This is a genomic window from Novosphingobium sp. PhB57, assembly GCF_004342985.1.
In the GTDB taxonomy this organism is placed as follows: Bacteria; Pseudomonadota; Alphaproteobacteria; order Sphingomonadales; family Sphingomonadaceae; genus Novosphingobium.
In genome coordinates, this window is record NZ_SMBO01000001.1 from 462,268 (window position 1) to 475,337 (window position 13,070).

General features: G+C 64.7%; 11 protein-coding genes. 10 read left to right on the forward strand and 1 reads right to left on the reverse strand.

What is annotated here, in order from left to right; all coding sequences use genetic code 11:
* Nucleotides 1-37 precede the first annotated feature (37 nt).
* Entirely contained in the window at nt 38-685 is a 648-nt protein-coding gene (locus EDF58_RS02005; RefSeq protein WP_132262218.1) for an alpha/beta hydrolase, read from the reverse strand.
* Nucleotides 686-928: 243 nt separating this feature from the next.
* Between EDF58_RS02005 and gor the strand changes: the two genes are divergently transcribed.
* The 10 genes from gor to EDF58_RS02055 all read left to right on the forward strand — a co-directional run bounded on the left by gor (nt 929) and on the right by EDF58_RS02055 (nt 12,976).
* The gene (gene gor / locus EDF58_RS02010; protein ID WP_132262220.1) at nt 929-2,275 is read left to right on the forward strand and encodes a glutathione-disulfide reductase; all 1,347 of its coding nucleotides are present in this window, start codon (nt 929-931) and stop codon (nt 2,273-2,275) included.
* A 327-nt stretch (nt 2,276-2,602) separates the two neighbouring features.
* Nucleotides 2,603-4,129 carry an acyl-CoA carboxylase subunit beta gene (locus EDF58_RS02015; RefSeq protein ID WP_132262222.1) on the forward strand — a complete coding sequence of 509 codons (1,527 nt, stop codon included), beginning with the start codon at nt 2,603-2,605 and terminating at the stop codon, nt 4,127-4,129.
* Nucleotides 4,130-4,232: 103 nt separating this feature from the next.
* Nucleotides 4,233-5,414: a beta-ketothiolase BktB gene (gene bktB, locus EDF58_RS02020; protein WP_132262224.1), complete on the forward strand. Its 1,182-nt coding sequence runs from the start codon at nt 4,233-4,235 to the stop codon at nt 5,412-5,414.
* Nucleotides 5,411-5,848 carry a methylmalonyl-CoA epimerase gene (gene mce, locus EDF58_RS02025; RefSeq protein WP_132262226.1) on the forward strand — a complete coding sequence of 146 codons (438 nt, stop codon included), beginning with the start codon at nt 5,411-5,413 and terminating at the stop codon, nt 5,846-5,848. The genes bktB and mce overlap by 4 nt, the downstream gene beginning before the upstream one ends.
* A gap of 50 nt (nt 5,849-5,898) precedes the next feature.
* Nucleotides 5,899-8,049 carry a methylmalonyl-CoA mutase gene (gene scpA / locus EDF58_RS02030; RefSeq protein WP_207912794.1) on the forward strand — a complete coding sequence of 717 codons (2,151 nt, stop codon included), beginning with the start codon at nt 5,899-5,901 and terminating at the stop codon, nt 8,047-8,049.
* A gap of 89 nt (nt 8,050-8,138) precedes the next feature.
* Nucleotides 8,139-9,191: a biotin synthase BioB gene (bioB, locus tag EDF58_RS02035; protein ID WP_132262230.1), complete on the forward strand. Its 1,053-nt coding sequence runs from the start codon at nt 8,139-8,141 to the stop codon at nt 9,189-9,191.
* Nucleotides 9,192-9,198: 7 nt separating this feature from the next.
* Nucleotides 9,199-9,567, forward strand: a complete 369-nt coding sequence (locus tag EDF58_RS02040; protein WP_132262232.1) for a lysozyme inhibitor LprI family protein — start codon at nt 9,199-9,201, stop codon at nt 9,565-9,567.
* A gap of 230 nt (nt 9,568-9,797) precedes the next feature.
* Entirely contained in the window at nt 9,798-11,822 is a 2,025-nt protein-coding gene (locus EDF58_RS02045) for an acetyl/propionyl/methylcrotonyl-CoA carboxylase subunit alpha (protein ID WP_132262233.1), read from the forward strand.
* Complete coding sequence (locus tag EDF58_RS02050) at nt 11,823-12,194, forward strand: tRNA-binding protein (protein WP_132262235.1); 372 nt, start codon at nt 11,823-11,825, stop codon at nt 12,192-12,194.
* Nucleotides 12,194-12,976, forward strand: a complete 783-nt coding sequence (locus tag EDF58_RS02055) for a thioesterase family protein (protein ID WP_132262237.1) — start codon at nt 12,194-12,196, stop codon at nt 12,974-12,976. The genes EDF58_RS02050 and EDF58_RS02055 overlap by 1 nt, the downstream gene beginning before the upstream one ends.
* The last annotated feature ends 94 nt before the right edge of the window (nt 12,977-13,070 follow it).

Here is a 13,070-nt window from a genome sequence, read left to right on the forward strand (position 1 = left end):
CGACCTGCCCCGTTCTCCATTCCCGGGCCTGTGCGCTTCAGGAACGGTATTCAAGGCCTTCCGACCAATCCGCATGAAGCGGCGTGTGCGCAGGCTGCGGCGAAGCGGCACCTCCGGCCAACTGGCGCAGCAACTGCTTGCCGTCCTCCCAGCTGCCGATCTTCGAATCCGCGTTGATATGGCCGGTATCGCCCGCATCCACGAACTGGCTGCCCCATTGCCGTGCCAGCAGGCGGGCGGTGGGGAAGCCGATCCACGGGTCGTTGCGGCTGGCCACGAGGATCGAGGGGAAGGGCAGTTCGTCGCTCGGCGTCGGCGCGAAGCCGTTGAGCCGGTCGTCGCGCGGGAAGAAGTCCACTTCCGGCGGGGCGACCAGCAAGGCGCCTATCACCGGCGAGGACCAGGCGGGCTGCTCGAATTTCGCCCACCAGGCCGTGAGCAGGCATCCCAGGCTATGCGCCACCAGCACCACCGGCCGACCCGCGCGCTGGACCGAGAGGTTCAGGCGGTTGATCCAGGTATTGCGATGCGGTTTTTCCCATAGGCCAAGGTCGACCATCTGGGCATTGTCCATCTCCTCGGCCCAGCGGCGCTGCCAGTGGCCGGGCCCGCTGCCGTCAAGGCCGGGGATCAGAAGCACGAGAGGCTCCTGCGGGGATGTGGGAAGTTGGTTCGTCTTTGCCATTTCGCTCGTCTCCCGAAACTAGGAGTAGGCCCGCAGTGGGGCTTTTGCCGATGTCCGCTGGCGCAGGCTGTCCTGTAGGTATGCGGAACGTGATGCGACTCCGATAAACTCAACTGTTTTAGTTGACAATATTTTTGCGCTCAACGGAGGTCGTGTTCCGACAAAACGTCCGTTGGCAATCGAAGGCACCATGCCCCATATGCGCCGTGCCCGGACGCAAGCCGGCGCAGCAGGAGCAAGTGCATGTCAGAATTCGACTACGATCTCTTCACCATCGGCGCCGGATCGGGCGGCGTCCGCGCCAGCCGGATCGCAGCGGCGCATGGCGCGCGCGTGGCGGTGGCGGAAGAGTACCGGGTCGGCGGCACTTGCGTCATCCGGGGCTGCGTGCCCAAGAAGATGCTCGTCTACGGCGCCCATTTCGCCGAGGATCTGGAAGATGCCCGCCACTTTGGCTGGGAAATCCCGGCCTGCCACTTCGACTGGGTGAAGCTGCGCGACAACGTGCTGGGCGACGTCGACCGGCTCAACGGGATCTACACCCAGACCCTGGAGAACAACAAGGTCGAGATCTTCCATGAGCGCGCCACGATCACCGGCCCGCACGAGATCACGCTGGCGAGCGGCGCGAAGAAGACTGCGAAAGTCATCCTCATCGCCACCGGCGCGCGGCCCCATGTGCCGTCCTGCCCGGGCCACGAACTGGGCATCACCTCGAACGAGGCGTTCCATCTGGACGCATTGCCGAAGCGCATCCTCATCGCGGGCGCAGGCTATATCGCCAATGAATTTGCCGGCATCTTCCACCAGTTCGGCTCGAAGGTGACCCTGATCAACCGCTCCGACCAGCTTCTGCGCGGTTATGACGAAAGCATGCGCGATCGCCTCCTGCAGATCTCGCTCACCAAGGGCATCGACTTCCGCTTCAATGCCGATTTCAGCGGCATCGAGAAGAATGCCGACGGCTCGCTGACGGTCACGATGACCAATCACGAGCCTCTCGAGGTCGACTGCGTCCTCTTCGCCACCGGCCGCGTGCCGAATGTCGAGGGGCTGGGGCTGGAGAATGTCGGCGTCGCGCTCGATGACAAGAACGCGATCCGGGTCGACGAGCATTCGCGAACCAATGTCGATCACATCTACGCCGTGGGCGATGTCACCAACCGCGTGCAGCTTACCCCGGTGGCGATCCGCGAGGGGCAGGCCTTTGCCGATACCGTATTCGGCAACAAGCCGACCACGCTCGACTATGCCTGCATTCCCTCGGCCGTGTTCAGCCATCCGCCGATCGGCGCCGTGGGCATGACCGAGGCGCAGGCGCGGCAGGAACTCGGATCGGTGGAGATCTACACCAGCGATTTCCGGCCGATGAAGAACGTCATGGCGCACCGCAACGAGCGCTCGCTCTACAAGATGGTCTGCGAAGGCACGACCGGCCGGGTCGTCGGCCTGCACATGATCGGGCCTGACGCACCGGAGATTATCCAGGCCGCCGCGATTGCGGTGAAGGCCGGGCTCACCAAGGCCGATTTCGACGCTACCGTGGCCGTTCACCCGACCATGTCGGAGGAACTGGTGCTCATGAAATAAGGCGGCCGGGCGGGCGGCTTTCCCCGCCACGCGGTCATTGCCGCAATCTGTCGGCCGATCCGCCAAGGCGGAACGAAAGGGCGTCGTCACCGTCGGTTCGGTGGCGGCGCCTTTCGTTTGCGGGGCCGGCCGGGAAAACCCCGCGGCAGCGCGATAACGCGCCGGGACGATCGAACCGCGCCCAAACACATCGGTGGGGCGAAATCCGCGCGAACCTGCCACTTTTGTCATTTAACCGATCACTTAAAACTATTGACCTTCCCCCCTCGACCTGCCTAGCAGGGGCAATAATTCGTGCCGCCAAGGTCACTTGCCAAGGGAACCCGGATGTCAGCCAATATCGCCGAAATGGAGAAGCGCCGCGACGCAGCGAAGCTGGGAGGCGGTGAAAAGCGCATCGCCGCGCAGCATGCCAAGGGCAAGCTGACCGCGCGCGAACGCCTCGACATTCTGCTGGACGAAGGCAGCTTCGAGGAATTCGACCTCTACGTCGAACACGACTGCACCGATTTCGGCATGGAAAGCCAGCGGATCCCGGGCGACGGCGTCGTCACCGGATCGGGCACCATCAACGGCCGCCTCGTCTTCGTGTTCAGCCAGGACTTCACCGTGTTCGGCGGCTCGCTGTCGCACCGTCACGCGCAGAAGATCTGCAAGCTGATGGACAATGCGATGAAGGTCGGCGCGCCGGTGATCGGCCTCAACGATTCCGGCGGCGCGCGCATCCAGGAAGGCGTGGCCTCGCTCGGCGGCTATGCCGAAGTGTTCCAGCGCAACGTACTCGCCTCGGGCGTGGTGCCGCAGCTTTCGCTGATCATGGGACCCTGCGCGGGCGGCGCGGTCTATTCGCCGGCGATGACGGACTTCATCTTCATGGTGAAGGACTCGTCCTACATGTTCGTCACCGGGCCGGACGTGGTGAAGACGGTCACTAACGAAGTGGTCACGCAGGAAGAACTGGGCGGCGCGATTACGCATTCCAGCAAGACGTCCGTGTCCGACCTCGCGCTGGAAAACGATATCGAGGCGCTGCTGGCGGCGCGCGATTTCTTCGACTTCCTGCCGCTCAACAACCGTGAGGAAGTGCCTGAGCGTCCTTGCGCCGATCCCTGGGACCGCGCCGAGGAAAGCCTCGACACCGTCATTCCGCCCTCGGCCAACCAGCCTTACGACATGCATGAGGTGATCCGGAAGACGCTCGACGAGGGTGACTTCTTCGAGGTTCAGCCGCTCCATGCCGGCAACATCATCGTCGGTTTCGGCCGGATCGAGGGCAAGACCGTGGGCGTCGTCGCCAACCAGCCGATGGTGTTGGCGGGCGTGCTGGACATCAACTCGTCCAAGAAAGCGGCGCGTTTCGTGCGGTTCTGTGATGCCTTCAACATCCCGATTATTACTTTCGTGGACGTTCCGGGCTTCCTGCCGGGCACCGACCAGGAGCACAACGGCATCATCAAGCACGGCGCCAAGCTGCTGTTCGCCTATGCCGAGGCGACCGTGCCGAAGATCACCGTGATCACCCGCAAGGCCTATGGCGGCGCCTACGACGTCATGGCCTCCAAGCACCTGCGCGGCGACCTCAACTACGCCTGGCCCACCGCCGAGATCGCGGTGATGGGCGCCAAGGGCGCGGTGGAGATCATCTTCCGCGGCCTCTCGCCCGAGGGCATCGCCGAGAAGACCAAGGAATACGAAGACCGCTTCGCCAACCCCTTCGTGGCGGCGAGCCGGGGCTATATCGACGAGGTGATCTATCCGCACTCGACCCGCAAGCGCATCGCGCTGGGCCTGCGCAAGCTGCGGACCAAGAGCCTCGAAAATCCGTGGAAGAAGCACGACAACATTCCGCTTTGATGGCGCATGAAGATCGCGGGACACCTCCTTTTTGAGAGTTCCGCGATCTCTTCCAGGCCGCGAAAGACGGCATGTGTCAGAAGCAAGATTGGGAAGTCAGGTCATGGAAGACATCTACATCGTCAGCGGCGTGCGCACGGCAGTCGGTGACTTCGGCGGTTCGCTGAAGTCGTTCATGCCGTCCGATCTCGGCGGCAAGGTCGTGACCGAGGCACTGGCCCGCGCGGGCGTTTCGCCGGAGGACGTCGGCCATATCGTCATCGGCCAGGTCATGCCGACGAGCGCCAAGGACGAGATGCTCAGCCGCGTGATCGGTATCAATGCCGGCGTGCCGTTCGAAGTGCCCTCGCTGACGCTCAACCGCCTGTGCGGATCGGGCGTGCAGGCGATCGTCTCGGCCGCGCAGATGATGAAGCTGGGCGAGGCGGGGATCACTGTCGCCGGCGGCGCGGAATCGATGTCGAACGTGCCCTATCACGACCACGGCGTGCGCTGGGGCAAGAAGATGGGCGCGAACACGCAGGAAGACGCGCTGACCGTCGGCCTGTCGGACGCCATCGGCGGCTATCACATGGGCATCACGGCGGAGAACGTGGCGGAGCGCCACTGCGTCACCCGTGAGGATATGGACGCGCTCTCCGCGACCAGCCACCAGCGCGCCGCGCGGGCCATCGCGGAAGGCCGCTTCAAGGACCAGATCCTTCCGATCGAAGTGAAGACCCGCAAGGGCGTGACCGTGTTCGACACCGACGAGCATGTCCGTGCCGACACCACGGCCGAGACGCTGGCGAGCATGAAGCCTGCCTTCAAGAAGGACGGTGCGGTCACGGCCGGCAATGCCTCGGGCATCAATGACGGCGCCGCTGCCGTGGTGTTGGCGACCGCTTCGGAAGTCGAAAAGCGCGGCCTGAAACCGATGGCGAAGATCGTCGCCTGGGGCCATGCCGGTGTCGAGCCTGCCTACATGGGCGAAGGCCCGATCAAGGCGGTTCCGGTGGCCCTGAAGCGCGCCGGGCTTTCGCTGGGTCAGATCGACGTGATCGAGAGCAATGAGGCATTCGCTGCGCAGGCTGCTGCCGTTTCCAAGGTGCTGGGCTTCGATCCGGAAAAGGTGAACCCGAACGGTTCGGGCGTCTCCATCGGTCACCCGGTCGGCGCCACCGGCACGATGCTGGCGATCAAGTGCATGTATGAGCTGAAGCGCACCGGCGGGAAGTACGGCCTCGTTACCATGTGCATCGGCGGCGGGCAGGGCATCGCGCTGGTGCTGGAGAATGTGGCGTGAAGCTCGGCCGTCTCAACCATATCGGCGTCGCCACGCCCGATCTCGACGCCTCGATCGCGTTCTACCGCGACGTGATGGGCGCTACCGATATTACCGAGCCGTTCGTGCTCGAAAGCCAGCAGGTGCGCGTCTGCTTCGTCAATACGCCGGGCGAGGGTGGCACGGCAGGTACGCAGATCGAACTGCTCCAGCCGACTGCCGCGGACTCGGCGGTGGGCAAGTGGCTGGAGAAGAACCCGCTCGGGGGGCAGCACCACATTTGCTACGAAGTGCCGGACATTCACGCCGCCAAGACCTGGTTCGAAGGCCTCGGCAAGCGCGTGCTGGGTGAGCCGCGCGTGGGCGCGCACGGGACGCTGATCTTCTTCGTCCACCCCAGGGACATGGGCGGTCAGCTCACCGAGATCATGGAAACGCCCAAGGGCGCTCATTGAGAAAAGATTGCGGCCCGCCGCAATGAAGCGGGCCGAAAGGGATGCGGACAATGGCAGACATCAATGACTGGAAGGCAGCCGCCGAGAAGGAGGTCAAGGGTAAAGACCTGACCTGGAACACGCCCGAGGGTATTGCGGTGAAGCCGCTCTACACTGCCGAGGACGTGAGCGTCGATCCCGGCCTTCCCGGCTTCGCGCCGTTCACGCGCGGCGTGCGCGCGTCGATGTATGCCGGTCGTCCCTGGACCATCCGCCAGTACGCGGGCTTTTCGACGGCAGAGGAATCGAACGCCTTCTATCGCCGCAACCTCGCGGCGGGGCAGAAGGGCCTCTCGGTCGCCTTCGATCTTGCTACCCATCGCGGCTATGACAGCGACCATCCCCGCGTCGTGGGCGACGTGGGCAAGGCGGGCGTCGCCATCGATTCCGTCGAGGACATGAAGATCCTGTTCGACGGCATTCCGCTCGACAAGATGTCGGTCTCTATGACGATGAACGGCGCGGTCATTCCGATCCTGGCCTTCTTCATCGTTGCCGGCGAAGAGCAGGGCGTCGACCGCAAGCTGCTCGACGGGACTATCCAGAACGACATCCTCAAGGAGTTCATGGTCCGCAACACCTACATCTACCCGCCTGAGCCCAGCATGCGGATCATCTCGGACATCTTCGGCTACACCAGCCGCGAGATGCCGAAGTTCAACTCGATCTCGATTTCCGGCTACCACATGCAGGAAGCCGGCGCGACGCAGGTGCAGGAACTGGCCTTCACCATCGCGGACGGCGCGGAATACGTGAAGTACGGCGTGGCATCGGGCCTCGACATTGACAAGTTCGCAGGGCGCCTGTCGTTCTTCTTCGCCATCGGCATGAACTTCTTCATGGAAGTGGCCAAGCTGCGCGCCGCGCGCGTGCTGTGGCACCGGGTGATGACGGAGCTGGGCGCCAAGGACGAGCGGTCGAAGATGCTGCGCACCCACTGCCAGACTTCGGGCGTGAGCTTGCAGGAGCAGGATCCCTACAACAACGTCATCCGCACCACGATCGAGGCGATGGCCTCGATGCTGGGCGGCACCCAGTCGCTGCATACCAATGCGTTGGATGAAGCGATCGCGCTGCCGACCGACTTCTCGGCCCGCATCGCCCGCAACACGCAGATCATCATCCAGGAGGAGACCGGCATGTGCAATGTCGTCGATCCGTTGGGTGGGTCCTACTACATCGAATCGCTGACGCAGCAGCTGGTCGACCAGGCCTGGGAGATCATCGAACGCGTGCAGGCAGAGGGCGGCATGGCCAAGGCCGTCGCCGCCGGCTGGCCCAAGGCGATGATCGAAACCGCCGCCGCCGCCCGCCAGGCGCGGGTGGACCGGGGCGACGACGTGATCGTCGGCGTCAACAAGTACCGCCTTGCCAGCGAAGACCTGCTGGAAACGCTGGAAGTGGACAACGCCAAGGTCCGCGAAGGCCAGATCGCCCGCATCAACAAGATGAAGGCCGAGCGTGACGAGGCGGCTTGTCAGGCCGCTCTGAAGGCGCTGCGTGACGGCGCGGCAGGCGTGTCCAGCATCGAGAACAACCTCCTCGCGCTCGCCGTCGAGTGCGCCCGTGCTCGCGCCACGCTGGGCGAGATCAGCTCGGCCATGGAAGACAGCTTCCAGCGCTATGGCACCCAGCCGACCCCGGTGAAGGGCGTCTATGCCGCGCCTTACGAGGGCGACAGCCGCTGGCAGCAGGTGCTGGACGGCGTGGCTGCGGTGGAACGCCGCCTCGGACGCAAGCCCAAGGTGCTGGTCGCCAAGATGGGCCAGGACGGCCACGATCGCGGCGCGAACGTGATCGCCTCGGCCTTCGGGGACATGGGCTTCGACGTCGTGTCGGGTCCGCTGTTCCAGACGCCGGAAGAGACCGTCGTGCTGGCGCTGGACAGCGCAGTCGACGTGGTCGGTGCGTCCAGCCTTGCTGCCGGGCACAAGACGCTGATCCCCGAACTGATCCAGAAACTGCGCGAAGCCGGTCGCAGCGACATCAAGGTGATCGCCGGCGGCGTCATCCCGCCGCAGGACTACGAATTCCTGCGTAACGCCGGCGTTCAGGGCATCTACGGCCCCGGAAGCAACGTCGTCGAATGCGCAGCGGACGTGCTGCGCTTGCTCGGCCACAACATGCCGCCGCTCGGTTCTTCGCTGGAAGCGGCGGAATAAGGATGGTCACGCTGGATCGACGCCGCGCTTGCCCCTATGACCGGGGTTTGGCCGCGCGTCATCCCGCGCGCTCTGCCTGAGGAATGACTATGACCGAAACCCTTTCCATCAGCCCCCGTACCGACTGGACCCGTGAGGAAATCGCGGCACTGTTCGACCTGCCGTTCACCGAACTGGTGTTCCGCGCAGCCGAAGTGCACCGTGCCAACCACAAGGCCAACGAAGTGCAGCTTTCCACGCTGCTTTCGATCAAGACCGGCGGCTGCGTGGAAGACTGCGGCTATTGCTCGCAGTCGGTTTCGGCCAACAGCGGCGTCAAGGCGACCAAGCTGATGGAAGTGCAGCAGGTGCTGCAGCGCGCCGCGCAGGCGGCGGACCAGGGCTCGACCCGCTTCTGCATGGGCGCCGCCTGGCGCAACCCCAAGGACCGCGACATGCCCGCCATCATCGAGATGGTGAAGGGCGTGCGCGCGATGGGCATGGAAACCTGCATGACGCTGGGCATGCTGACGCCCGATCAGGCGGACATGCTCTCCGACGCCGGGCTCGACTACTACAACCATAACATCGACACTTCGCCTGAGCGCTATGACCAGGTGATCACCACGCGCACGATGGATGACCGCCTCGACACGCTGTCGAACGTGCGCATGGCGGGCATCAACGTCTGCTCCGGCGGCATCGTCGGCATGGGCGAGACGCGTGCCGACCGCGTGGGCTTCGTCCACACGCTGGCGACCTTGCCGGATCACCCGCAGTCGGTGCCGGTCAACGCGCTGGTGCCGGTGAAGGGCACCGTGCTGGGCGACATGCTGGCCGACACTCCGCTGGCCAAGATCGATGACGTGGAATTCGTGCGCACGGTGGCGGTCGCGCGCATCACCATGCCGCTGTCGATGGTGCGCCTCTCGGCGGGCCGCGAATCGATGTCGGAAATGACGCAGGCGATGTGCTTCATGGCCGGCGCGAACTCGATCTTCACGGGCGACCAGCTGCTCACCGCGCCGAACGCGGGCGACGACAGCGACATGGCGATGTTCGCGCGCCTCGGCATCAAGCCGATGGCCATCGAACTGACCGAGGCGCAAGTCGAAGCCCAGCGCATGCCCAAGGGCTGCGCGAAGCTGGAAGCGGCCGAGTGACCCACGCATGATCCTGCCGATCCTTCTCCTGGCCTCGCAGCCCCCGATCGATTGCGCCAATGCGATGACGCAGACGGACATGAACGTGTGTTCGTATCGCGACTTCCAGTCCGCCGATCGGGTGATGAACGAGGCTTGGGGGAAGGCGGTGACCAAGGCGAAAGCTGCCGACAAGCAGGGACCCGTTGGCAATTTCAATCGGCTGCTCGATGCGCAGCGCAAGTGGCTCGCCTGGCGCGACGCCCAGTGCCTTTCGGAGAATGGCCCGCGTGAGGAGAGCGGCACGATCTGGCCGCTTCAGCAGAACGGCTGCCTCAAGGAATTGACCGAGGCGCGCACGAAACAGCTGCGCGCCTATGGGAGCGCGGGGAACTGATGCCCGGCGCTCTCCGCTTGCAAACCCGTCATGCTGAACGCGCTGCAGCATCCATTTCGCGCCTCGGGCCGATGGCCTGTGCGGCGCGATGGACCCTGAAACAAGTTCAGGGAGACGAACGATGAGTGTGCCGGCGGGGATGGTCATCCTCGCCGCGACGCTCTGAGCGATGGTTTTGGTGATCGACGCCGGCTTCTTCATGCACGGCGGCTGACTTGGGAGTTACGGGGTTGTTCAAGAAAATCCTCATCGCAAACCGGGGCGAGATTGCCTGCCGCGTGATCAAGACCGCGCGCCGCATGGGCATCCAGACCGTCGCTGTCTATTCCGACGCCGATGCCCGCGCGCCTTTCGTGCAGATGGCCGATGAGGCGGTTCACATCGGTCCCGCGCCCGCTGCTCAGTCGTATCTGATTGCCGACAAGATCATCCAGGCCTGCAAGCAGACCGGCGCCGAAGCGGTGCACCCGGGCTACGGCTTCCTCTCCGAGCGCACCTCCTTCGCCGAAGCGCTGGCCGCAGAGGGCATCGAATTCATCGGGCCTCCCGTTGGCGCGATTGCCGCGATGGGCGACAAGATCGAATCCAAGAAGCTGGCCAAGCAGGCCGGCGTCAACGTCGTCCCCGGCTTCGTCGGTGAGATCGAGGACACCGAACACGCCGTGCGGATCTCGAACGAGATCGGCTATCCGGTGATGATGAAGGCCAGCGCCGGTGGCGGCGGCAAGGGCATGCGCCTGGCCTACGACGAAAAGGACGTACGCGAGGGCTTCGAAAGCGTGAAGCGCGAGGGCCTCAATTCCTTCGGCGACGACCGCGTCTTCATCGAGAAGTTCATTCTCAACCCGCGCCACATCGAAATCCAGATCCTCGGCGACAAGCACGGCAACATCCTCTACCTGAACGAGCGCGAATGCTCGATCCAGCGCCGCCACCAGAAGGTGGTTGAGGAAGCGCCGTCGCCCTTCGTGACCCCCGCGATGCGCAAGGCGATGGGTGAGCAGTGCGTCGCGTTGTCGCGCGCGGTGGGCTACTATTCGGCAGGCACCGTCGAACTGATCGTCTCGGGCGCGGATGCGACCGGCGAGAGCTTCTACTTCCTCGAAATGAACACGCGCCTTCAGGTCGAGCACCCGGTTACCGAGGCGATCACCGGCGTCGACCTTGTCGAGCAGATGATCCGCGTTGCCGCGGGCGAGAAGCTGGAGATGACGCAGGCGGACGTGAAGATCGATGGCTGGGCCATCGAGAACCGCGTCTATGCCGAAGATCCTTATCGCGGTTTCCTGCCCTCGACCGGCCGCCTCGTGCGCTATCAGCCGCCGGTGGACGGCTGGGACGACGACGGCGCCGAGAACGGCCGTCGCGGCATCGATGGCGTGCGCGTGGATGACGGCGTCTACGAAGGCGGCGAAGTCTCGATGTTCTACGATCCGATGATCGCCAAGCTCATCACCTGGGGCGAAACGCGTGACGAAGCCGCCGACAAGCAAGTGGCCGCGCTCGACCTGTTCGAGATCGAGGGCCTTGGCCACAACATCGATTTCGTCTCGGCCATCATGCAGCACCCGCGCTTCCGCTCGGGCGAACTGACCACGGGCTTCATCGCCGAGGAATATCCCGAAGGCTTCACCGGCGCGCCCGCGTCGGAGGAACTGAAGGGCAAGCTGGCCGCCGTCGCCGCTTTCGTCGCCACCGCGCGGGCCGACCGGGCGCGCCGGGTCGATGGGCAACTGGCGCCGCATCGCCTGTCGCCGCCTTCGGAATGGACCGTCACCATCGACAAGGCGGCCTACGAAGTCGTCATCGACGACGAGGACGTCACGGTGAACGGCGCCTTTGTCGAGCTGGCGATGGAATACACCCCCGGTGACCGGCTGATCGAAGCCGAGATCGATGGTGAGGCCATCGGCATCCGCGTCGCACCGACGCGCACCGGCCTGAAGATGACCACGCGCGGCTGCATCCACAATGTGCAGATCCTGCCCAGCCGCGTGGCTTCGCTCAGCAAGCACATGATCGAAAAGATCCCGCCGGATCTCTCGAAGTTCCTGATCTGCCCGATGCCGGGCTTGCTCGTCGCGCTTCATGTGGGCGAGGGGGACAAGGTCGAGGCCGGCCAGCCGCTGGCCGTCGTCGAAGCCATGAAGATGGAAAACATCCTGCGCGCCGAGAAGTCGGGCGTAGTGAAGGCGGTCAACGCCAAGGCAGGCGAAAGCCTTGCGGTGGACGCCGTGATCCTCGAAATGGAATAAATGCACCTGGACCACGACCCCGCCGCGCCCGCGGCGGAGCAGATCACCTTCGACGACTTCCTGAAAGTGGACATCCGCGTCGGCACCATCGTCGCCGCGGAAGTCTACGAGGGCGCGCGCAAGCCGAGCCTGAAATTGCGGATCGATTTCGGCCCCGGCGTTGGTGAGAGAAAGAGTGTGGGGCAAGTCGCCGCGCTCTATTCGCCGGAAGAACTGATCGGGCGGCAGGTGGCGGCGGTCGTGAATTTCCCCAAGCGCCAGATCGGCAAGGCCGTGTCGGAGGCGCTGACGCTCGGCTTCGCGGACGAGGAGGGCCGGGTGGTCCTATTCGCACCGGACCAGCCGGTGCCCAACGGTTCGAGGTTGTTCTGATGACGGGGTTTGCTGCGCTTCTGGCGAGCGCGGAGGAGATCGAGGGCGGTTTCGTTTTCGATATCACCGAAGACTGGCTTCAGGGCCGCACCGCTTACGGCGGGCTGACTTCGGCGGTTGCGCTGGCGGCGGCGCAGCGGCTCGATCCCGAGTTGCCGCCGCTGCGTTCCGGCCAGTTCGCGATGATCGCGCCGCTGGCTGGCCGCGTGGAAGCGCGGGCGCGGATCGTGCGCAAGGGGCGCAATGCCACCTGGGTTGCTGCCGAGCTTGCGGACGAGAAGGGCGTGGGTTTCACCGCCAGCTTCGTGTTCATGCGCCAGATCGAGAGCGCGGCGGATATCGCCGGCTATCCGATGCCGGAGGGCGTGAACCCGGTGGCCGATGCCAGGCCGGTGCCGCTGGACGTGGCGCCCGAATTTCTGAAGCGAAACTTCGATGCGCGCTTCGCCTTGCCGAAATCGGCGCTGGGCGAGGCGGATATGTGCTGGTGGGTGCGGCTGAAAGAGCGCGACGGCCTCGATCCGGCGCTGGAAGCGGTGCTGGTCGGCGATGCCTTGCCGACGGCGGTGCTGCCGCTGCTCAATTTCCGCGTGCCGATCAGTTCGATGCACTGGCACATCAATCTGCTGGAACCGGCGCCGGTCACCGAGGACGGCTGGTGGTTGCTGCGCACCACCAGCGCATTTGCGCGGGACGGCGGGGCCAGTGAGCATATTCTCCAGTGGAGCGCTGCGGGCGCGCCGGTGATTGCGGGGATGCAGTCGGTGGCGGTGTTCGGCTGAGTTGCCCAGCCCATTTCGTCACCTGCAAGGAGACGCAGCCCACGAAGCAATCCGGAGCGGCGTAAACCGCCCTGGATCGCTTCGCTAAGTGCGC